The organism is Jiella mangrovi (assembly GCF_017815135.1).
In the GTDB taxonomy this organism is placed as follows: domain Bacteria; phylum Pseudomonadota; class Alphaproteobacteria; order Rhizobiales; family Rhizobiaceae; genus Jiella; species Jiella mangrovi.
Genome location: NZ_JAGJCF010000006.1, coordinates 125,476 through 147,289 on the forward strand (window position 1 = coordinate 125,476; position 21,814 = coordinate 147,289).

The following is a 21,814-nucleotide window of genomic DNA, read 5'->3' on the forward strand; positions in this document are numbered from 1 at the left end:
GTCGAACGGCGCATATCGAGGGCCTGGCACTCCGAGATCTGACGTCCGCTCTTATCGCGCTCGTCATGCTCGGGCCCCGTCCCGAGCATCCAGTCCTCCAGTTAAGCTTTTGTTTTGTCGAAGTTTCTGGATTCTCGGGACGGGGCCCGAGAATGACGAAGCGTCGAATGCTGCGTCTTCTCGATCACGCCGTGCCCCCCCTCAAGCACATCGTGTCGCGCACCATGGCGTCCTATAGGACGCGGGGGCGCTAAGGCAGACCCGTCTGCAGAACGAGGCGTGAGAAATCGCAGCACTCGCGGCACAGCCGAGCGACCTCGCCGTGGAAGTCGACGGGTTGGGCAGGCTGGTACATGGCGATGTAGTTTGTGGTCGGAAGACGGGGCGACGTCCTGGCGACGTGCAACACCTTCTGACGAACGAGATGCGACAGACATTTCCCGGGCAGGTAGCTGAGGCCGAGACCGGATACCGTCAGGCCGATCTGGGCCACCAGATTGCTGCAGACGACGACTTTCGGCGGCTCCACGCCATTGGCGCGGAACCATTGGCTGTAGGCGTTGCCGATGCCGGAATCCTTGCCTTGCGCGATCAGGGTCTGCTCGGCGATCTCCGCCAGCGTGAAGCTGCGCTTGGCCGGCATGAATCCCGTGGCGAACATCCAGACGTTCTCGACCTTGCCGACGGGCACTTGCTCGAAGCGCGGATTGTCGAGCCCCGCCGGGACGACGATCAGATCGATCGCGCCATCGACGAGTTGCTGGTGCAGCGCGTGGCTGAGGCCGACGACCGGTTCGATCTCCAACTGGGGAAACTGGCTCCTCAGCTTTGCAACGAGATTCGGAAGCCAGGTCAGCGCGGTCAGCTCGGTGACACCGAGCCGCAATCTGTGAAACATCACCTCCTGGGTGTTCATCTGGGTCAGAAGCGTGTTGCGCGCATCGAGCAGCTGGCGCGCCGAACGCAGGATTTCCTCGCCCTTGGCGGTCAGGGTCGCCGAACGCCGGCTGCGGTCGAAGATCTCGATGCCGAAGCGCGCCTCGAGCTCCTGGATCCGCTTCGAGACGGCAGACTGCGTCGTGCAGAGACGCGCGGCGGCCGCGTCGAAACTGCCGAGTTTGGCGATCCAGTAAACCGCCTCGATCTGCTTTATCGTCACCATGCGGGCCGCGGCCCTTTTCCATTCGAAGCGTTTCACGAAGCTGGAACCGCATCGGGCTTTGCGGATACGGCTCAGCGCCAGTCCTACGCGGCGATCGGCACGGCCTCAAGCCGGGCTTTACGGGGGCTCTCGCGTCGCAGTGGGCGGGATCGTGCCGATGGGCGCGATCAGTAGGATCTGTAGGCCGAGATGATCGCGGTGATCTGCAGCGTGTCGAGCGACTGGCTCTGGGTCGGTGTGATCGCCTGCAGGTGCTCGGGGCTGAGAGCCATGATGCTGCTCGGCGACAGGCCGGTGATCGCGGTGGTGCTGATCGCCGCGATGTCCGCCGCCGAGAAGACCGAGATCTGGCTGCTGCTGAGCGCCGCGATCTGTGCCGCGCCGAGGCTCGCGACCTGGATGGAGGTCAGGGCTTCCGTCTGTTCGGCGGTCATGGCCGTGATCATGTCCGGCGTCAGCCCGGCGATGGCGCTCGGGCTGATCGAGGCGATCTGCTCGGGCGAGAATCCCGTGATCTTGTCGGTGCTGAACGTCGCCACCTGGATGGCGTTGAGCGCGCCGATCTGCGTGGCGGTCATGCCCTTGATCTGCGGCGTGTCGAGCGCCCTCAGCTGATAATAGGAAAAGGCCCCGATCTGCGCGTTGGTCAGGGCAGCGATCTGATCGCCGCCGAGCGCCGAGATCTGGTCGGCGGACAGCCCGGCGATCGCCGTCGACTTGATCGCCGCGATCTGGGCGGTGGAGAAGGCGGCGAGGTCGGCGGCCGAAAGCGCGGTGATCTGGCTGGAACCGAGCGCCCCGATCTGCGCCGAAGAGAAGCTGCTGACCTGCGCCAGGCTCAGGGCCTCGATCTGGGCCGGCATGAGGCCCGCGACCGCCTTCGGCGTCAGGGCTGCGACCTGCGTCGTGGTGAGCGCGCCGATCCCGTCGGTTGAGAGCGCGGCCGCTTGGCCGGCGGTGAGGGCGGCGATCTGCGTCGTCGTCAGGATCTCCACCTGCGAGGGCGAAAGGGCGGCGACCTGGTCGGCCGTCAGCCCGGCGATCTGTGCCGGTTGAAGGGCGGAGACCTGATCGAGGCTGAGGCTGGCGATCTTTTCGGCGGGCAGGCCGGCAATCGCCGTGCCGGTAAGCGAGGCGATGCTGCTGGACGACAGTGCGGCGAGGGCGGAGCTGCCGAAGGCTGCGACCTGCGTCGAGCTGAGAGCGGCGATCTGGGTCGTCGTCAGCCTGGCGATCTGTTCGTCGCCGAGGGACGAGATCTGCGCTGCGGTCAGGCCGGCGATCGCCTTGTTACCGATCGCGGCAAACTGATCCGGCGTGAATGCATTGAGCGTGTCGGCCGAAAGACCGGACACCTGGCCGGCCCCGAGGGCCCCGATCTGCGTCGTCGACAGGGCGCTCGTCTGCGTCTGGGACAAGGCATTGAGCTGGCCCGTGGTCAAGGCTGCGATCTGGCCGTTCGTCAGGGCCGCGATCTGATCGGCGCCGAAGGTGGCGAGATTCGCGGTGGTCAGGCCGGAGATTGAGCCGGGGCTCAGCGCGGCGATATCGGCGGCCGAAAAACTCGCCGCCGCGTCGAGGCTGACGGCCTGAAGCTGGGTCGCCGTCAATGCCGCGAGTTGCCTCGTCGTGAGATCGTGAATCCGGTCGGCGGTGAGGCCTGCGATCTGGTCTGCGGTCAATCCGGCAATGGCCTTGACGCTGATTGCGGCCAGCTGATCGCCCGACAAGGCCGTCAGCTGGTCGCTCGACAGCACGGCCACCTGCGTCGCGGTGAGGGCCGCGATCTGGTTAGTCGAAAAGGCGCCCGTCTGGGTCGGGGTCAGCGCGGCGACCTGCGCCGGCTTCATCGCGGCGATCTGGCTTGCGGAAAAGGCTGACGTCTGCTCGACGGCGAGACCGGCAATGGCGTCCGCCGAAAGGCTCGACACCGGGCCGGTCCCGATCGCGGCGATGTCGGCGGGCGAAAAGGTCGCCAGATCCGCCGGGCTGAGCGCCGCGACTTGCGCCGCCGTCAGCGCGGCCACCTGCGCCGGGGTGAGCGCCTCGGCCTGCAGCGCGGTGAGGCCCGCGACATGTGACGCCGTCAGGCCGGACACGGCCTTGGCGTTGAGGGCGGCGACCTGCTCCACCGACAAAGCGGCGATGGAGACGTCCGGCATCGCGGAAAGCTGCGCCGCCGTCAGGCCGCGGATCTGCGGGAGCGACAGGCTCTGGATCTGCGAGGGCGTCAGGGCGGCCGCCTGCGCGGGCTTCAGCCCGGCGATCTGGGCCGGCGAAAGCGCGGCGATCTGGCTCTCGTCGAAGCCGGCGATCTTGTCGCCGGAGATGGTCGCAAGGGCGCTGACCGTCAATGCCCCGACGCCCTCCGGCGAGAGCGCCGCCAGCTGGTCGGCGCTCAGCGCCGCCACCTGCCGGGACGTGAGCGCCGCGGCCTGCGCCGGCAGCAAGGCTTCGATCTGCGGCTGCGAGAGGGCGGCGGTCTGGGTTTCGGTCAGGCCCGCGACCGCCTTGGGCGTGAACGCCGCCATCTGCTCGGGCGTGAGCGCGGCGAGACTGTCGGCCGCAAGGGCGGCGAGTTGCGGCCCCGAGAAGGCGCGGATCTGCGGCGTCGTCAGCGCTTCGGCCTCAGCCGGCGTGACGGCGGCGATCTGTGCCGGCTTCAGCGCGGCGATCTGGCTGGCGGTGAGGCCGGCGAACTGGTCGAGGCTGAGAGCCGCGACATTGTCGGCGGACAGTCCGGAAATGGCGGCCGGACTGATCGCCGCGATGTCCGCCCGGGAGAAGCGCTCCATGGCGGTGGAAGTGATGGCGGCGAGCTGCCGGGCGGTGAGGCTGGTGACCTGCGACGGGGTGAAGGTCTCGGCCTGCGCCGGCGTCAGGGCCGCGACCTGCGCTGCGGTCAGCCCGGCGACGGCGCTCGGTTTCAGCGCCGTGATCTGTTCGGCGGACAATTCGCCGAGGGCCGGAAGGGAGAGGGCGCCCACCTGCGCGGCCGTCATGGCGCCGATCTGCTGCACCGACAGGCTATCGACCTGTGGCGCGGTGAGAGCGCCGATCTGGGCGGGCTTCAACGCGACCACCTGCGCCGTCTTCAGAGCAGACACCTGCTCGAGGCTGAGCGCGGCGATATTCTGCGTCGAAAGCCCGGCGATCGCATTGGCGCCGATTGCGGCGAGTTTGGCTGGCGAGAAGCTTGTGACGTGCTCGCTCGTCAGGTTCGCGACCTGGGTCAGGCTGAGGCTTGCGACCTGCGACGTGCTCAGCGATTCGCTCTGGGCTGCGGTCATTCCTGCGATCTGGACGGTGGTGAGACCGGGCATGGCCTTGGGATTGATCGCGGCCACCTGCGCCGGGGAGAGGCTGGCGAGGCCCTCGGTGCCAAGGGCTGCCACGTGGACGGCGGACAATGCGCCGATTTGCGCGATCGACAGCGTCTCGATCTGCGCGGACGAGAGCGCCTTGATCTGGCTCGCCTTCAGGGCGGCAACCTGGCCGGTCGTCATCGCACCGAGTTGATCCGCCGTCAGCGCCGACATCGCGCTGGCCGACAGGCCGGCGATCGACCTTGGGCTGATCGCCGCGAAATCGGCGGTTGAAAACTGCGCGATCTGGTCGGCGCCGAAGGCTGCGACCTGTCTCGACGACATGGCGGCGATCTGCTGGGGAGAAAGAGCCTCCACATGCTCGGCGCTCATTCCCGCGATCTGCGCGCTGGTGATCCCGGTGACGGCGCGCGCACTGATCGCGGCGATCTGGGAGGTGGAGAGCGCGGCAAAGCTTTCCGGCGAAAGCGCGCCGATCTGGCTCGGCCCGAAGGCGCCCATCTGGGCCGGACTGAGCAGCTGGACCTGCGTGTCGGTCAGGGCCTTGGCCTGGCCGGCGCTCAATGCCGCGATCTGGGTCGTCGTCAGAGCCGAAACCTGGTCGCCGGAGAGCGAGGCGATCTTCTCAGCCGACAGGCCGTACAGTCCGACGACGCTGATCGCGGCGATATCCGCGGTCGAGAAGGTTGCAAGGTCGGCAATGCTGAGGGCTGCAATCTGCGTACGCCCGAGACTGCCGATCTGCGCGGGTGTCAGGGCCTCCGCCTGATCGGTGGTGAGACCCGCGATCTGAGACCCCGTGAGCGCCGCGACCTGCGATTTTCCAAGGCTTGCGATCTTGTCGGTTCCAAGCGCCGCAATCTGGTCCGACGTGAGGCCGCGGATGGCTTTCGCGGAAATCGCCGAAACCTGGGCTTCGGACAGCTGGGCGATGGCATCGACCGAAACGGCCGCAATCTGCGCGGCGTTCAACGCCCCGACCTCGACGGGGCTGAGCGCGGTCAGCTCCTCGACGCTCCAGCTGGAGACGGTTTTGGCCGGGGTGGTCTTGATCTGGAGAAGGGTCTGCGAGGAGATCGTCGTCATGGTCGCGGATGTCCGGGGATTGCTGGAAACGCATCGATGATCAGCGGCGGCGCCCGGAACATTTCACAACGTTCCCAATCGCTTTTGCCATTCATCTGCGAGCCCGCGGCACGATCGTTTCCGATCAACCCTCCGCTCTCTTCGCATCGTCCGATGATCCTCCTGCAGGCTTGTCCAGGGCTGTCGAGAACGCGTGGCCTTGCCTAAGGGGCAGCAGAGAGACTTGCGCAGGGTCAGCCCGGCGTCGATCGCGCCGCGCTGGCTGACAAGGTGGGGCGCTGCGTCATCGACGCAGAACGCGGCGAGAATCTTCACCTTGGCGGGGCAGGCCGGCTGGCGCGGGCGAAGGGGCTCGGCCTATTCGCCGGCGCCGTGGCGGGTCAGGGCGTCGAGCTTGTGCATGAGGTGCTCGCGCATCAATTCGCCGAGGCGCTTGCCGTCGCGCGCCTCGAGGGCGGACTGGATCGCCTCGTGTTCCAGCGTTGCGGCCAGCCATCGCTCGGGCGAGAGGTTGGCCTGATAGCGCGCCCTGAAGACGCGCTGGGCCAGCGTCGCGTGCTGGCGCGACAGCGTCGGATTGCCCGCAGCGGCGAGAATGCCGGCATGGATCTTCTGGTTGATCTCGAAATAGGTCGGCCTGTCGCCGTCGTCATAGGCCGCGCGCAGAGTCTGACAAAGACGACCGAGACTTGCGATCTCCGCCTTCGATGCGTGAGCGCAGGCGAGCTCCCCGGCCGCCCCTTCGAGCGCGGCGATGACGGGAAAGAGTTCGCCGAGCTCGTTGGCGGTCTGGCGTGCGACGATCGCGCCGCGATTTTGCACGAGCTCGACGAACCCCTCATGGGCGAGGATCTTCACCGCTTCGCGAACCGGCGTGCGCGACACCCCGAAGCGCTCCGTCAGGGCCCGTTCCGGCACCTTCTCACCGGACTTCAATTCGCCTTCCATGATCATCTGCCGGAGGCGCTGGCTGATTTCCAGCGACAGGGCCGGGCGAACGAGGGCTTCTTCGAGATCCACGAGACTCATCATCTGATCCTGGCATTTCGCATCCTGGAGGCTGCGAAGTCGGCAACGGCTTGAGGGGATGGCCGACCCGGCGCTTTTCGCATGCGCCGGTTCCATCCTCAATCGGCTTGTCCCATGCTGTCGGGCGGTGAAACGTCGCGCAAAGCGCTGGCGAGAAGCTCGGCGACATGGATGGCATTTCGGCCGGCGCCGTCGTGGATCTGATGGCGGCAGGACGTGCCGTCGGCGACGATCAGGGCATCCTTCGGCGCTTGGCGCACGGCCGGCAGCAGGGACGCTTCGCCCATGGCGATCGAGACGTCGATCGTCTCGGCGTCGTAGCCGAAGGCCCCCGCCATGCCGCAGCACGAGCTTTCGATGACGGTGAGATCCAGCTCGGGAATGAGCCGCAGCGCGGCCTCGATGGCCGGCATCGCGCCAAAGGCCTTCTGATGGCAATGGCCGTGCAGATAGGCCTTGCGGCCGAGGGCCTTCAGCGGCAGCTCCATGCGTCCCGCCTTCGCTTCGCGGGCGACGAACTCCTCGAACAACAGCGCGTTTGCGGCCACCATGTCGGCTTCCTCGCCGGGCACGAGCGCGGGAAATTCGTCGCGCAGGGTGAGAAGACAGGAGGGCTCCAGCCCGACGACCGTCTTGCCGGCGCGGATATGCGGCAAGAGGGCTGCGATCGTACGGCGGGCTTCCTCGCGGGCCCGGTCCGCCATGCCGCTGGCGATATAGGTCCGGCCGCAGCAAAGGGGCTGCCTGCCGGAGACGGGCCGCGCCGTCTCGACGTCGTAGCCCGCAGCGGCAAGAACCTTCACCGCCGCGCGCAGGGTCTCAGGGTCGAACCAGCGCCCGAAAGTGTCGGCGAAAAGGACGACGGCAGGGCGGGCGCGATCTTCGGCGGGTTCCTCGACCGCACGCCGCTCCGTCCGCTCGATCCCGCGCTGACCGTTGAGCGGGTGGCGCGCGCCGGTGCTCGTATCGGCGCCGGCGCCTTCCGGGTTGAGCATGACGCCGTCGGGGGCCTGATCCTCAGAGCTGATCGGCGCGTTCGGCGTCAGTCCGTTCGTTGCCGGTCTCGGCGGACTGCCCGAAGGGGCCGGATGCGATGTGATATCGCCTTCGTGGTCCTTGAAGAAATCTCGGCGGAACGTCGGCAGCGAGCGCCTCGACGAGAAGCCGAGGAGCTTTTCGGAGAGGCGCGCCAAAGGCCCGATCCGGTCGCGCAACGAGATGACCCCGCTCATTCGCGACGCCATCGCGGCGGTGCGCGGAAGGTTGGCGATCAGCCTGTCCTTCGCCGAATAGCCGTTCCGCTTGCCACGCTGATACAGGACCTCGGACTTCATCTTGGCCATGTCGACGCCGGTCGGGCATTCGCGCCTGCAAGCCTTGCAGGAGACACAGAGCTTCAGCGTCTCGGCCATCCCGTCAGAATGCAGCGCATCCGGCCCGAGCTGGCCGGAGATCGCCAGCCGCAGCGTATTGGCCCGGCCGCGCGTCACGTCCCGCTCGTTGCGGGTGACGCGATAGCTCGGGCACATGACGGCGCCCGCCGCCTTCCGGCAGGCGCCGTTGTTGTTGCACATCTCGATCGCGCCCTGGAAACCGCCGGAGGCGCCGGTCCAGGACGACCAGTCGAAGGCGGTCTTAAAGTCGTCCGCCGCATAGCCTTCCGGGTATCGCATCAGGCTGCGATCATCCATCTTCGACGCGTCGACGATCTTGCCGGGATTGAGCAGGCTGTTCGGGTCGAACGCCGTCTTCACCTCCTTGAAGGCGCCGGCGATGCGGGTGCCGAACATCGCCTCGTGAAATTCCGAGCGCACGATGCCGTCGCCGTGTTCGCCCGAATGCGAGCCCTTGTATTCGCGCACCATGGCGAAAGCCTCCTCGGCGATGGCGCGCATGGTGGCGACGTCCTGTTCCAGCTTGACGTTGAGAACGGGGCGCACGTGCAGGCAGCCCTCCGAGGCGTGGGCATACCAGGTGCCCCGCGTGCCATGCCGCTCGAAGATCGCGGTCAGCCTGTCGGTGTAGTCGGCGAGGTGTTCGAGCGGGACGGCGCAATCCTCAACGAAGGAGACCGGCTTTCCCGCCTCCTTCATCGACATCATGATGTTGAGCCCGCTCGCCCGCAGCTCCGCGATGGCGCCCTGAAGCTTCGGGTCGCTCACCGTCACGACGCCGCCCTCATAGGCGCCGCCGCGGCCGAATCCGTAGCCGAGATCGCTCATCACGGCTTCGAGCCGGGCGATATTTTCCGCGTTCTCGTCCGGATCGTCGGCGAATTCGGTCAGGAGCAGGGCGGCCGGACGCCCTTCGACGAAGGCTTCGAGGGTCGGCACGAATATCGGGATCTCGCGGGCGAGGCCGATCATCGTTTCGTCGACGAGTTCGACCGATGTCGGCTTCAAGGCGACGATATGCTGGGCGGCCTCCATCGCTGCTCGGAAGGTCGGGAAGTGGCAGACGCCCAGAAGCTTCGTCGTCTTGGGTAATGGTGAGAGCCTGATTTCGATCGCGGTCGAGATGCCGAGCGTGCCTTCCGAGCCGACGAGGAGATGGGCGAGATTGATCGCTTGCGATGTCTCGCCTTGGACCAGGGCGTCGAGATTATAGCCGCCGACGCGGCGCTGCACTTTCGGAAAGCGGGCGTCGATCTCGCTTGCCTCGCGGCGGCCGAGGGCGAGCATCGCCGCGACGAGATCGCGCGGCGGGTCGCGCCGCGCGTCCTGGCGCAGCTCGGCGAAACGCGCCGGCGTGCCGTCCGCCAGAATGGCGTCGATCGAAATCACGTTTTCGCGCATCGTTCCATAGCGCAGCGAGCGCGAGCCGCAGGAATTGTTGCCCGCCATGCCGCCGATCGTCGCGCGCGAGGCGGTCGAGACGTCGACGGGAAACCACAAGCCATGGGGTTTCAGCAGGCGGTTGAGGTCGTCGAGCACGATGCCGGGTTCAACGATCGCGCGACGGCCCTCCACATCGAGTTCGATCAGCCGGTTCAGATACTTCGACGTATCGACGATGAGCCCGGAATTGACCGTCTGTCCACATTGCGAGGTGCCGCCGCCGCGCATGGTCAGCGGAACGCCCTCCGACCGCGCGGCTTCGAGAGCGGCTGAAACGTCCTGCGCTGTCCGGGCGACGACGACGCCAGTCGGCATGATCTGGTAGATCGAGGCGTCGGTCGCGTATCGACCTCTGGTAAACCGGTCGAAAAGCACCTCGCCGGCGATCTCTTTTTGCAAGCGGCGTTCGAGCCCCGGACGCAGACGTTCCGACATCGTTGGTTTCCCTCCCACGGGTTTATTTTTGTCGGTGGCTTGACTGAATAATGAATTCATAATCCACTTGAAGCCGAAATTCAGCAAGCCGACAAGAGCATGCGACGAAAAGCGGGACGCTGGACCAGGCGTTTCGAGGTCAGGGGAGACGCATCGGGTGAGCTATCAGGCCGGACGCCATTTTCTGCAGATTCCGGGGCCGACCAATGTGCCGGACCGGGTGCTGCGGGCCATCGACATGCCGACGATGGACCATCGCGGGCCACGCTTTCAGGAGATGGCGAGCCGCGTTCTCGACGGTATCCGCACCATCTTCAAGACCAAGAACCCGGTGGTCATCTATCCGGCCTCGGGTACCGGCGCATGGGAGGCGGCGCTGGTCAACACGCTGTCTCCCGGCGATCTCTGCCTGATGTACGAGACCGGCCATTTCGCCAGCCTCTGGCAGAAGCTCGCCGAGCGGCTGGGCCTGCGCACCGAGTTCATCGCCGGCGACTGGCGGCACGGCGCCGATGCGGCGGCGATCGGCGAGAGGCTGAAGGCCGATACCGGGCACGAGATCAAGGCGGTCTGCGTCGTCCATAACGAGACATCGACCGGCTGCGTGTCGCCGATCGCAGAGGTGCGCGTCGCGATCGATGCGGCCGATCATCCGGCGCTGCTTCTCGTCGACACGATCTCCTCGCTCGGCTCGATCGATTATCGCCATGACGAATGGGGCGTCGACGTCACCGTCGGCGGCTCGCAGAAGGGCCTGATGCTGCCGCCCGGCCTGTCCTTCAACGCGATATCCGACAAGGCCATCGCCGCGCAGAAGTCGGCGAAACTGCCGCGCTCCTACTGGGCGTGGGACGAGATGCTGGCGGCCAACGCCAACGGCTTCTTCACCTATACGCCGGCGACCAACCTGCTCTACGGCCTCGATGCGGCGATCGAAATGCTGCACGAGGAAGGTCTCGACAACGTCTTTGCCCGCCACCAGCGCCATGCCGCCGCAACGCGCGCGGCCGTCGAGGCGTGGGGGCTGGAGATTCTCTGTGCCGAGCCGAGCCACCATTCCGGCGCGCTGACGGCGGTGATGATGCCGGGTGGCAAGGGTGCGGACGCCCTGCGCAAGGTCATTCTCGAACGCTTCGACATGTCGCTCGGGGCCGGCCTTTCGAAGGTCGCGGACAAGATCTTCCGCATCGGCCATCTCGGCGACTTCAACGATCTGACCCTCATCGGCACGTTGGGAGGCGTGGAAATGGGGCTGAAGGCCGCTGGCGTCGCCCATCGGAAGGGCGGCGTCGATGCGGCCATGGCCGTCCTCGAAGGATCTGGCGCGAGCCAGGCCCGGCAGGCGGCGGAATAAGGAGAGACTGCAGGGCCCAGCGGGGCCAAAGGGCGGCGGAGGAGCCGCTTTCATCGAAGACAACACTGGGAGGTGAAATCGATGTTCTTTCGCAAACTCATGCTCGGCGCAGCCGCCGTCGGACTGCTCGGCTCGTCCGCATCGGCGCAGCAGGTTCTGAAACTCGGCCATGTCGGCGACCCCGGCTCGCTCTACGAGGCCACGGCCAACAACTTCGCCGAATGCGTCAACGCCACCGGCAAGGCCAGCGTCGAGACCTACGGCTCCTCGCAGCTCGGCTCCGACGAGGAGATGCTGCAGAAGCTGAAACTCGGGCAGATCGCCTTCTCGCTGCCGTCCTCGATCATGAGCTCGGTCTCGCCGACCTTCGGCGTCTTCGAGATGCCCTATCTGATCCAGGACCGCGACCACATGCGCAAGGTGCGCGACGAGATGCGCGACACCTTTGTCAATGCCGCCAGCGACAAGGGCTACCAGATCCTCGGCTTCTGGGAGAACGGCTTTCGCAACATCACCAACAATGTTCGACCGATCAACGTGCCGGCGGACCTCGAGGGCATCAAGCTGCGCACGCCCAAGGGCGAATGGCGGGTGAAGATGTTCCAGAGCTATGGCGCCAATCCGACGCCGATGTCGTTCTCCGAGGTCTTCACCGCGCTGAAGACCGGCGTCATCGACGGCCAGGAAAACCCGCTGGCCCAGATCTATTCCGGCAAGTTCCAGGAAGTGCAGAAATACCTCTCCATGACCGGCCACGTCTATTCGCCGGCCTTCCTCGTCACGTCCTCGCGCAACTGGAATTCCTGGGACGACGAGGTGAAGACGGCGGTTCAGGACTGCGCCACCAAGGCCAGCGATTTCGCCTATGAGACCTCCGCCAAGATGGATCAGGACCTCGTCGGCAAGATCGAGGCAGCGGGCACCGTCATGAACGAAGCCGACAAGCAGGCCTTCATCGACGCGTCGAAGCCGATCTACGAAGAGTTCGGGACCGAAGTCGAAGGCGGCCAGAAGCTGATCGACGACATCCAGGCCCTCGCTTCGGGCGCCTGACCCATCATCCCATGCGGGCCGGCGATTGAGCCGGCCTGCCTCTCCACAGTTCGAACGGCAGCGGCTCTCCTTTTCCGGGGGCAAGGAGGCTGGGGTGCGCCAAGCGGCGAAGATACTGGGCGAATTTCTGACCTGGCTGGTCATCGGACTGATGGTCGTCCTGACCGCGATCGTCGTGGTGGCGGTGGTCTACCGCAAGCTGGGCGCGTCCTTGTCCTGGTATGACGAGATCGCGTCCATCCTGCTCGCCTGGATCACCTATTACGGCGCCGCGCTCGCCGCGCTGAAGCGCGGCCATATCGGCTTCGACGACGTGCTCCTGGCGCTGCCCATTCCGGCCCGCAAGATCGCGGTCATCATTGCGGAAGCGCTCGTCGTCCTGTTCTTCGTGCTTTTGGCCTGGTCGGGTTACACCGTTCTGACGATCCTTCAGGGCGAAAGCCTCGTCAGCCTGACCTGGGTTCCGGTGTCGGTTACCCAGTCGGTCATTCCGATCGGCGCCGTCCTGTTCATCATCTGCGAGATCTTGAGCCTTCCCGATTACTGGCGCGACATCATGGCCGGCCGCTCGACCGAGCACGCGGTGATGGCGGATGGGGCGACGCCGGAGAGCCATTCGTCAAATGGGGGCAGCGTTCGATGATCCTTACCATGTTCCTCGCGCTCGTCGTGATGGTCTCGATCAATGTGCCGATCGCCATCGCACTGGCCCTTGCCGCCGTCCTTGCGATCACGCTGACGGACGGAAGCGGCGCGCTCGTCGGCATTGCGCTCGAAATGTATGCCGGGGCGAAATCCTTCTCGCTGATCGCGATCCCGATGTTCGTTCTCGCCGGCGCGATCATGAACGCCACCGGCATCACAAGGCGTCTGATCGCCTTCGTGACCGCGATCATCGGCTTCATCCGTGGCGGCCTTGCGATGGTCAATGTCGGCGTTTCGCTGTTCTTCGCCGAGATTTCCGGCTCGGCGGTCGCCGACGTCGCGGCCATGGGCTCGATCATCATCCCCGAAATGAAGCGTCGCGGATATCCCGCGCCCTTCGCGGCGGCGATCACCTCGTCGTCGGCGTCGCTGGCGATCATCATCCCGCCGTCGATCCCGATGATCCTCTATGGTGTCTCCTCCGGCGCCAGCATCGAGGAGCTCTTCGTCGCGGGCGTCGTGCCGGGGCTGCTCGGCGCCGCTGGGCTGATGGGAACGGCCTATTACTACGCAATCAAATACAACTGGCCGACCGAGGACGCCTTCAATCTGAAGCAGCTTCGCGCGACCTTCATGGACGCGCTGCCGACATTCGCGCTACCGGTGATCATTCTCGGCGGCATCTTCGGCGGGTTCATGACGGCGACGGAAGCCGCCGGCATCGCCGTCATCGCCGCAATCCTCATCGGGCTGTGGTACCGGGAGATCAATTGGGCGCAGCTGAAGGAAGCGATGCTGGATGGCGGCATCCAGACGGCCGTCGTCATGCTCCTGGTCGCGACCTCCGTCCTGATGGGCTCGTATCTGACGACCGCCCGCGTTCCCCAGGAGATCGCGGCGGCGATTCTCGATCTGACCAGCAATCAGTATCTGATCCTTCTGATCCTCAACATCTTCTTCCTGATCATCGGCTTCTTTCTCCATTCGGCCGCGGCGATCATTCTCGTCGTCCCCATCATCACGCCGCTGATCCAGCAGGCGGGCATCGACCCGGTCCATTTCGGCCTGGTGGTCACGCTCAATCTGGCGATCGGCCAGCAGACCCCGCCGGTCGCCTCGGTGCTGATCACCGCCTGTTCGATCGCCAAGGCCAATATCTGGGAGGTCACGAAGTGGAACCTGCCCTTGATCGGCGTGCTACTCTTCGTCCTCATCCTCAGCACCTATGTGCCGGCAGTTCCGATGTTCCTCGTCGATTATTTCTACAGGTAGGCCCATGTCCGACAGCGAACTCCTCTACGAGATCAGGGACGGCGTCGGCTGGGTGACGCTGAACCGGCCGCAGGCCCGCAACGCCCTGACCTTCGCGATGTATGAGGGCCTTGCCGAAATCTGCCGCGACGTTCCGACCGATGGCTCGGTGAAATGTCTCGTCGTCATCGGCGCCGGCGATAAGGCGTTCGCCGCCGGCACGGACATGACCCAGTTCCGCGGCTTTGCGAACGAACAGGACGCGCTCGACTACGAGCACAAGATGGATGTGGTTCTGGGCGCGATCGAAGCCTGCCGCGTGCCGACCATCGCGGCGATCTCGCGGGCCTGCACGGGCGGCGGCGCCGGCATCGCGGCGGCCTGCGACATCCGCATCGCGACGGCGGATCTGAAATTCGGCTTTCCGATCGCCCGCACGCTCGGCAATTGCCTGTCGATCGCCAATCTGTCCCGGCTGTCGCAGCTGATGGGCTATGGCCGGGTCAAGGAGATTATCTTCACGGCCCGGCTCGTCGGGGCCGAGGAAGCCAAGGCCGTGGGGCTGATTTCGGAGATCGTCGAGGATCACGCCGCGCTCGTCGCCAGAGCCGGCGAACTGGCCGAAACCCTCAAAGGCCACGCGCCGATCACCCTGCGCATGACGAAGGAAGCGCTTCGCCGCCTCAGGGTCGATGGCGCCAGGGCCGACGACCGCGACCTCATCGTCAAGGCGTATATGAGCGAGGACTTCAAGGAGGGCATCGAGGCCTTTCTCGGCAAGCGCAAACCCGAATGGAAGGACCGGTAACGATGGCCGCAGCATTCGGACCCCTTGCCGGCATGAAGGTGGTCGAGCTCGCCCACATCATGGCAGGGCCCGTCTGCGGCATGTTCCTCGCCGACATGGGCGCCGACGTGGTGAAGGTGGAAAAGCCCGAGGGCGACGATACGCGAAGGTTTCTGCCGCCCGACATCAACGGCGAATCCGCGGCCTACATGATGATGAACCGCAACAAGCGCGGTCTCGTCCTCGATTTGAAGAGCGATGCCGGCAGGACGGCGCTGCGGCGCATGCTGGACACGGCCGACGTGGTCATCGAGAACTATCGCATGGGAACGATGGAGAAGCTCGGCCTCGGCTATGAGGAGCTGAGAAAGACCAATCCCGGCTTGATCTATTGCGAGATTTCCGGCTTCGGCCGGACCGGGCCCTATGCCACGCGCGGGGGCTTCGACCTCATCGCCCAAGGGATGAGCGGCCTGATGTCGATCACCGGCGAGGGGCCGGGCCGCCCGCCGGTGAAATCCGGCGCGCCGGTATCCGACATAACGGCCGGTATCCTCGGCGCCCTCGGCTGCGCCTCGGCCTATGCGAACAAGCTGAAGACCGGGGAGGGGCAGAGGGTCGATACTTCCCTGTTCGAAGCCGGCATCACCCACACCTACTGGCAATCCGCGATCACCTTTGCGACAGGGACCTCGCCTGGCCCGCTCGGCTCCGCCCATCCTCTGAACGCGCCCTATCAGGCATTCCGGACGAGCGACGGCTGGATCAATCTCGGCGCGGCGAACCAGAAGAACTTCGAGCGGATGCTTCAGGTCATCGGCGCGGAGGAACTCGCTGAGGATCCGCGCTTTGCGACCAATCATGGCCGAATGGCCAATCTTCCGGCGCTCGAGGCGATCCTCAACCAGTACTTTTTCAAGGACACGTCAAAGGCCTGGCTCGCCCGGCTGGAAGAGGCGGGTGTTCCCGCCGGCCCGGTACTCGATATCGGCGAAATGCACGAGGACCCACAGGCGCTGGCGCGGGGCATGATCGTCGAGACCGATCATCCGGTCGCCGGGACGGTGAAGGCCATCGGCCTGCCGATCAAGTTTTCCCAGACGCCGGGAGAGATCGTCAGGCCGGCGCCGCTTCTGGGCGAGCACAGCCGGGAGATTTTGCGGGAGGCCGGGTTTTCGCAGGAGGAAATCGCCGCCATGGTGGAGAGCGGCGCCGTTCGCGTGCCGCAACAGGACGCAGAGAGGTGACGCGGACCGATCTTCTCGACGATCTCGAGACTCGCTCGGCAGAAGAGATCAAGGCCGCGATCGCTCGGCGGGTCGAAGATCGCGTCCGGGCCCTCCACGAGGATTTCCTGATACTTTACGCCGGCGCCAACATCCTGACGCCTTCAGTCGCGGCGTCCTTCGACCCGGCGATCAGCCTGATGCCGGCCATGGGGCCCGCCGAGGACAAGGAGCAGCCCGGCAGCCACCTCGTCGCCTCGCTCGAAAGCTTCGCAGCGCGCCTTGCGACGTCCTTGTTCGGAGCGGCCTGGGCCGATTGCCGGCTCCCCAGCTGCACGATCGCCAATCTCGCCGTCTTCTCCGTGTTTGCCGAGCGGGGCAGCCTGCTTCTTGCTCCGGCGTCAAGTGACGGCGGTCATCTCAGCCAGCGTCGCGGGGGTACGCCCTCGATACTCGGGCTCGCCGTGCGCGATCTGCCGTTCGACGCGGCCCGGCAGTGTCTCGACGCGGAGGCAGCGGCTTCGATGATCCGCCAAGACCGGCCGGCGATGGTCATGCTCGGCCGCAGCGTCATCCTTCGGCCCGACGATCCGGACCCGGTGATCGCGGCCTGCCGGGAGGTGGGCGCGATGGCGATCTATGACGCCTCGCATGTGGCGGGGCTGATTGCCGGCGGCGTCTTCCCCAACCCGTTTGCCGCAGGCGTCGACGTGATGACCACCTCGACCTACAAGACGCTCGCCGGCCCGACCGGGGCGATCGTGATGGGACGCCGGGGCGAGGACGGCAAGCGCTTCGGTGATTTCGTCGACGCGACCCTTCTCGCCAATCAGGACGCGGCCCGCTTCGCACCGCTTTGCGGGGTTCTTGCCGAATTTCGTCAAAGCGGCGCCTATGCGAGCGCGACGGTCGCCTTCGCCGATCGCCTCAAGCAGGCGCTCGTTGCCGCCGGTCTCGACGTCTTGCTTCGAGGCGAGCCGGCCCGGACCCATCAGGTCGTCGTGCCGATCGGCGACCTTGCGCGGACGAAAGCGGTGATGAGCGAGCTGGAACAGGCGAGGGTGCTCGTCGGCCGCTGTCCCGTGCCGGGCGAGCCCGGCCGACACGGTCTACGCTTCGGCACCCAGCTTGTCGCGAGGGTCGAAGCAGAAGAAGGCACCCACAGGCTGCCGCGTCCCCAGGCGACGGGATCGGAAGGCGAAACGACCGCAAGGATCCTCTCCGCGATCACGAGTTTCCTCCGATAGCGCAGGATTCCAATTGGCAACAGCGTCGGCAGCGGCGCCCGCAATGCGGACCGATTCCCTGTGAAGTGACCGAAATATAGCTTGCGAGGCTTCTGCGCATGCGCGACAAGTCCTGGTCCGTTTTGATTCAATCTCGCCGGTTCGACGCGCTTCATGTCTCGCATCTTTGCTTATGCCCGGGTCTCGACCGTCGAGCAGCACACGGAAAACCAGCTTGGCGAGATCCGCGCGGCGGGGTTTAAGGTCGAGCCGCGCCGGATCATCACGGAGACCATTTCCGGCTCGATCGCCGCGTCGGAGCGGCCCGGCTTCGCCCGGCTGGTCGACCGGCTGGAGGAGGGCGACATCCTCGTCGTCACCAAGCTCGATCGCCTCGGCCGCAACGCCATGGACGTCAGGAAGACCGTCGACCAGCTCGATGAGATCGGCATCAAGGTTCATTGCCTGGCGCTCGGCGGCGTCGATCTGACGAGCCCGGCGGGGCGCATGACCATGGGCGTCATCAACGCGGTGGCCGAGTTCGAGCGCGATCTTCTGATCGAGCGCACCCAGGCCGGGCTGACACGGGCCAAGGCCGAGGGCAAGACGCTCGGCCGTCCCCCGCGCCTCACCGAAGAGCAGCGGCGGGCGGTGCTCCGCAAGCTGGAAGAGGGCGCCTCCATCTCGAGGCTCGCCCGCGACTATGGCGTCAGCCGCCTGACGATCACCCGCGCCCGCGACAAGTCCAGGGATGCCGGAAAGATCGCCGACCATGCGCCGGGCGGGGAGCTGGCCGATGCCGATCCGGCGTGAAGACCGGCATTTTTATCCGATCGACTGGCGCGAGCTGTCGACGGCCATCCGCTTCGGCCGGGCCAAGGGCCGCTGCGAGCGCTGCGGCCGTCCGCATGGCGAAACCGTCTATCATCTTCCCGGCGGCCGCTGGTTCGACAAAGAGGCGGAGCGCTGGCGCGATGGTCGTGGGCGCGTGGTGCGAAAGAAATCGCTGCCGGATCCGAGGTTGAACGACGCCGGCCCGGCGCCGCCCCGCACGCTGGTGCGTCTCGCCTGTGCCCATCTCGACCAGGACACCTCCAACAACGCCGCCGACAATCTCGCCGCGCTCTGCCAGCGCTGCCATCTCGAACACGATCGCCCGTGGAACCGCGAAAAGCGCCGGCTGACCTTTCTCCTGCGACGCGCCATCGGCGATCTCTTCACCGGGCCCTACCGGCGATAGGCAAGATCGATCGCGCCCTGGCTCAGAACTTGACCGTCATCAGCGCCTTGGCCGCGTGGCTGACGTCGATCGTGTCGGAGAAGCCGACCGAGTAGCTGAGCGAGCCGGCGATCATGTCGGTGAAGGAAGCCTCCGCTCCGGCGCCGAGGACGAAGCCGCGACCGTGAAGATCGTCGAATTCGGCGAAAGAGGCTTGCGAGGGGCTGCCGGAAATCGTCGAGACGATGCCGGTATCGTCGCTCGTCAGATTGTCCTCATAGCCGATCCTGCCAGTCAGCTTCGCCGGACGGCCGAAGGCTTCGGTCGCATAGGCAAGGTTCAGATTGGCGGCGCCGAACAGGGCGTCGCGATCGTAGCCCTCATAGCGGATGCGCGCGCCGAGGCCGGCTTCGGTGAAGCCGTCGACGTCGAAGTGGAGATAGGTGAGCGACAGGCTCGGCGTCGCGGTGAGGTCGCCGAAGGCCATCGGATAGGCGATCTCGGCGCCGACGTCGTAGAGCGCCGCATTGGTGTCGGCGCCGCCATTGGTGATGCCCGCCACCAGTGTGGCGCGGTCGATGTCGTTGAAATCGGCATGGGCGATACCGGCCGTGGCCGAGAGCTGGAAGCCGCGCAGCATGGTGGCGGCGTAGAGGTCCGCGGCGAAGGCCTGGGTGTCGTAGGTGATCGGCGAATTGTCGACCGAGCCGCCCGAATAGCTGACCGAGCCGCCGACGAGATAGCTCTCGCCGATCATCGTGTCATAGCCGAAACGCACGGTGCCGACGTCGTAGTCGTAGCCATGCATCCGCTCGCCGTCGCCCCGGTCGTACCAGTTGCCGCCGACGCTCGCATAAAAGCCGGAGCCCTGGCCGCCATCCGCAAGGACCAAGCGGCTACGATCGAAAGCCGAGGAGACACCCTCATAGCGGTCGAGGATCGCCGTTTCGGACATCGAGCCGACATTCACCGCCTGCTCGCCGGCGGTCAGATAGTCGAGGACGAGCGAGGCGAGGAGCTGGTGGCCCGCCGTCGTCGGATGAACGGAATCGAAGAAGAGGAACTGGTTCTGCTCGGCCTGCGAAGCGGCGGCGCAACTCGGTACGTCGAGGCAGGCGTCCGTGGCGTTGGTGAAGCCGAATTGCTGCGGGTTCGCGATGATCGCGGAGAAGACGCGCTCGACATCGATGAGATAGGTGTTCGTGTCCGGATTGGCGGCCGCCGACGCGAAGACCGCGTCGCTCAAGGCGGCGTTGAACGTTCCCGAGGCGAGCGTTCCGACGAACTGGGTCTGGACGCTGCCGTTCAGACGCGGGATCTGGCCGAGATCCGGCAGGTTGAGGACCGCCAGCGTCGGTGCGCCGAGCTGCGACAAGGTGTTCGCCGACGTCCCGACATTCTGGGCGGCGACGCTCGCGCCTGAGACGATGTCGGCCGGTGTCACACCCGGCGTCGCCAGGATCGCGAAAAGATCGTTGGCGCCGGCATAAAGGGTCACGAGGTCATTCGAAGCGAACACGCCGTCCTGAGCCTGGAAGAAGCCGATCTGGGTCGGAACGCCGGGTGGAAGCGCGGTGAGCGTGTCCGTCCTTGCGCCGCCAAAGGCGTAGTTCTGGTTCGCCGTCGGGTCGATCGCAACGCCGCCCAGCGTCGCCGCGCCCGCCTGCTGCATGGGGCCGTTCAGATATTCGGTGAAGACCTGTCCATTCGAATAATGGCCGTTGAAATAGGGCGGCGAGGGAGGCGTGGTCCCGCCCGTTGCCGCATAAAGATTGCCGTTGTCGGACAGGCTGTCGCCGAAGGAGATCACCGACCCGATATCCTGCGCCCCGGCAGCGACGCAGCTGAATGCGAGCAGCGAAGCGCCTGACAGAGCGCAAGCCATATGTCTGTAACGCAACATGAATTTTCCCCCCAGATCATGTTTGACGGAAGGAGAGCGCCAGTGAAGCTTTGACGCAAGCGTCAATCGCAACTTTGCGCTGCCGACCGAACGTATGGAGCGGTGGTGTCACCTGAAAGCCGCGATCGGTGCCGGCCGGAAGCACCATGGGGGTGATGGCAGGGGCTTGGCGACAGCCGCCCCACATACGAAAAAGGCCGCCCCGAAGGACGGCCATTCTCGATTGAGATCGCTTGTACGACAGGGGCGGATCAGGCCTCGTGCATGGCGATCGCCGTGTCGCTCATGCGGTTCGAGAAGCCCCACTCGTTATCGTACCAGGACAGGATGCGCACCAGCGAGCCTTCCATGACCTTGGTCTGGTCCATGTGGAAGATCGAGGAATGCGGATCATGGTTGAAGTCCGACGAGACGTTCTTGTCGTCGGTGAAGCCGAGAATGCCCTTCAAGGGGCCGCTCGTCGCCGCGGCGCGGATCGCCTCCTGGATCTCCTTCACGCTCGTCTCGCGCTTGGGGACGAACTTGAAATCGACCACCGAAACGTTCGGCGTGGGCACGCGGATGGCGACGCCGTCGAGCCGGCCGTTGAGCTCGGGCAGGACGAGGCCGACGGCCTTGGCCGCGCCGGTCGAGGTCGGGATCATCGACAGGGCCGCTGCGCGGGCGCGGTAGAGATCCTTGTGCATCGTGTCCAGCGTCGGCTGGTCGCCCGTATAGGAGTGGATCGTCGTCATGAAGCCCTTGTCGATGCCGATGGCATCGTTCAGCACCTTGGCGACAGGGGCGAGGCAGTTGGTCGTGCAGGAGGCGTTGGAAGCGATCTTGTCGTCCGCCGTCAGGGTCTGATGGTTGACGCCATAGACGATCGTCTTCTCGGCGCCCGAGGCGTTGGACAGCGGGCCGGAGATCAGCACCTTCTTGGCGCCGGCTTCCAGATGTGCCGAGGCCTTGGCCGGATCGGTGAAGATGCCGGTGCATTCCATGGCGACGTCGATGCCCATGTCGCCCCAGGGAAGCGATTTGGGATCGCGCTCGGCGGTCACCTTGATCGGCCCGCGGCCGACGTCGATCGTGTCGCCCTCGACCGTCACGGTGCCGGGAAAGCGGCCATGGACGCTGTCGTAGCGGATGAGATGGGCATTGGTCTCGACCGGGCCGAGGTCGTTGATCGCGACGACTTCGATGTCGGTTCTGCCCGACTCGACGATGGCGCGCAGGACGTTTCGGCCGATGCGGCCGAAGCCGTTGATTGCAACGCGAATTGCCATTGTGTGT

General features: G+C 65.8%; 15 protein-coding genes. 9 read left to right on the forward strand and 6 right to left on the reverse strand.

All coding sequences use genetic code 11. The features are described 5' to 3' along the window. Positions 1–250: 250 nt before the first annotated feature. The 4 genes from J6595_RS11165 to J6595_RS11180 form a co-directional block, all read right to left on the reverse strand. Positions 251–1,162, reverse strand: a complete 912-nt coding sequence (locus J6595_RS11165; RefSeq protein WP_209594634.1) for a LysR family transcriptional regulator — start codon at positions 1,160–1,162, stop codon at positions 251–253. A 167-nt stretch (positions 1,163–1,329) separates the two neighbouring features. Beyond that, positions 1,330–5,574 carry a hypothetical protein gene (locus tag J6595_RS11170; protein WP_209594635.1) on the reverse strand — a complete coding sequence of 1,415 codons (4,245 nt, stop codon included), beginning with the start codon at positions 5,572–5,574 and terminating at the stop codon, positions 1,330–1,332. A 357-nt stretch (positions 5,575–5,931) separates the two neighbouring features. Further along, complete coding sequence (locus tag J6595_RS11175) at positions 5,932–6,603, reverse strand: GntR family transcriptional regulator (protein ID WP_209594636.1); 672 nt, start codon at positions 6,601–6,603, stop codon at positions 5,932–5,934. Between the two features lie 98 nt (positions 6,604–6,701). Further along, a complete protein-coding gene (locus J6595_RS11180) occupies positions 6,702–9,875 on the reverse strand; it encodes an FAD-binding and (Fe-S)-binding domain-containing protein (protein WP_209594637.1) in 3,174 nt (1,057 codons plus the stop codon). Between the two features lie 157 nt (positions 9,876–10,032). Here J6595_RS11180 and J6595_RS11185 point away from each other — a divergent pair, with 157 nt between their 5' ends. From J6595_RS11185 to J6595_RS11225, 9 genes are all read left to right on the forward strand, one after another. After that, positions 10,033–11,229 carry a pyridoxal-phosphate-dependent aminotransferase family protein gene (locus tag J6595_RS11185; protein ID WP_209594638.1) on the forward strand — a complete coding sequence of 399 codons (1,197 nt, stop codon included), beginning with the start codon at positions 10,033–10,035 and terminating at the stop codon, positions 11,227–11,229. A gap of 81 nt (positions 11,230–11,310) precedes the next feature. Further along, complete coding sequence (locus J6595_RS11190) at positions 11,311–12,282, forward strand: TRAP transporter substrate-binding protein (protein WP_209594639.1); 972 nt, start codon at positions 11,311–11,313, stop codon at positions 12,280–12,282. A gap of 94 nt (positions 12,283–12,376) precedes the next feature. After that, entirely contained in the window at positions 12,377–12,925 is a 549-nt protein-coding gene (locus tag J6595_RS11195) for a TRAP transporter small permease (protein WP_209594640.1), read from the forward strand. Next, positions 12,922–14,199 (forward strand): TRAP transporter large permease, encoded by a 1,278-nt coding sequence (locus tag J6595_RS11200; protein WP_209594641.1) that lies wholly within the window; start codon positions 12,922–12,924, stop codon positions 14,197–14,199. The genes J6595_RS11195 and J6595_RS11200 overlap by 4 nt, the downstream gene beginning before the upstream one ends. A gap of 4 nt (positions 14,200–14,203) precedes the next feature. Next, complete coding sequence (locus tag J6595_RS11205) at positions 14,204–14,986, forward strand: enoyl-CoA hydratase/isomerase family protein (protein WP_209594642.1); 783 nt, start codon at positions 14,204–14,206, stop codon at positions 14,984–14,986. Positions 14,987–14,988: 2 nt separating this feature from the next. After that, positions 14,989–16,212, forward strand: coding sequence for a CaiB/BaiF CoA transferase family protein (locus J6595_RS11210; RefSeq protein WP_209594643.1), 1,224 nt, complete (start codon positions 14,989–14,991; stop codon positions 16,210–16,212). After that, positions 16,209–17,438, forward strand: a complete 1,230-nt coding sequence (locus J6595_RS11215; RefSeq protein ID WP_209594644.1) for a beta-eliminating lyase-related protein — start codon at positions 16,209–16,211, stop codon at positions 17,436–17,438. The genes J6595_RS11210 and J6595_RS11215 overlap by 4 nt, the downstream gene beginning before the upstream one ends. A 153-nt stretch (positions 17,439–17,591) precedes the next feature. Continuing rightward, on the forward strand, positions 17,592–18,230 hold the full coding sequence (locus J6595_RS11220; protein WP_209594645.1) for a recombinase family protein: 639 nt from the start codon (positions 17,592–17,594) through the stop codon (positions 18,228–18,230). Then, a complete protein-coding gene (locus tag J6595_RS11225; protein WP_209594646.1) occupies positions 18,214–18,657 on the forward strand; it encodes a hypothetical protein in 444 nt (147 codons plus the stop codon). Before J6595_RS11220 ends, J6595_RS11225 begins: the two co-directional genes overlap by 17 nt. Positions 18,658–18,679: 22 nt before the next feature. Here the strand turns inward: J6595_RS11225 and J6595_RS11230 are convergent, their stop codons facing one another. Further along, positions 18,680–20,539, reverse strand: coding sequence for an autotransporter domain-containing protein (locus tag J6595_RS11230; protein WP_209594647.1), 1,860 nt, complete (start codon positions 20,537–20,539; stop codon positions 18,680–18,682). Between the two features lie 251 nt (positions 20,540–20,790). Continuing rightward, positions 20,791–21,807, reverse strand: a complete 1,017-nt coding sequence (gap, locus tag J6595_RS11235) for a type I glyceraldehyde-3-phosphate dehydrogenase (RefSeq protein WP_209594648.1) — start codon at positions 21,805–21,807, stop codon at positions 20,791–20,793. Between the last annotated feature and the right edge of the window lie 7 nt (positions 21,808–21,814).

Bases quoted from the DNA above. Each gene is read 5' to 3' on its own strand.
- J6595_RS11170 (WP_209594635.1), bottom strand. From the start codon at position 5,574: ATGACGACGATCTCCTCGCAGACCCTTCTCCAGATCAAGACCACCCCG.
- J6595_RS11230 (WP_209594647.1), bottom strand. From the start codon at position 20,539: ATGTTGCGTTACAGACATATGGCTTGCGCTCTGTCAGGCGCTTCGCTG.
- J6595_RS11175 (WP_209594636.1), bottom strand. From the start codon at position 6,603: ATGAGTCTCGTGGATCTCGAAGAAGCCCTCGTTCGCCCGGCCCTGTCG.
- J6595_RS11205 (WP_209594642.1), top strand. From the start codon at position 14,204: ATGTCCGACAGCGAACTCCTCTACGAGATCAGGGACGGCGTCGGCTGG.
- J6595_RS11200 (WP_209594641.1), top strand. From the start codon at position 12,922: ATGATCCTTACCATGTTCCTCGCGCTCGTCGTGATGGTCTCGATCAAT.
- J6595_RS11190 (WP_209594639.1), top strand. From the start codon at position 11,311: ATGTTCTTTCGCAAACTCATGCTCGGCGCAGCCGCCGTCGGACTGCTC.
- J6595_RS11165 (WP_209594634.1), bottom strand. From the start codon at position 1,162: ATGGTGACGATAAAGCAGATCGAGGCGGTTTACTGGATCGCCAAACTC.
- J6595_RS11180 (WP_209594637.1), bottom strand. From the start codon at position 9,875: ATGTCGGAACGTCTGCGTCCGGGGCTCGAACGCCGCTTGCAAAAAGAG.
- J6595_RS11210 (WP_209594643.1), top strand. From the start codon at position 14,989: ATGGCCGCAGCATTCGGACCCCTTGCCGGCATGAAGGTGGTCGAGCTC.
- J6595_RS11225 (WP_209594646.1), top strand. From the start codon at position 18,214: ATGCCGATCCGGCGTGAAGACCGGCATTTTTATCCGATCGACTGGCGC.
- gap (WP_209594648.1), bottom strand. From the start codon at position 21,807: ATGGCAATTCGCGTTGCAATCAACGGCTTCGGCCGCATCGGCCGAAAC.
- J6595_RS11220 (WP_209594645.1), top strand. From the start codon at position 17,592: ATGTCTCGCATCTTTGCTTATGCCCGGGTCTCGACCGTCGAGCAGCAC.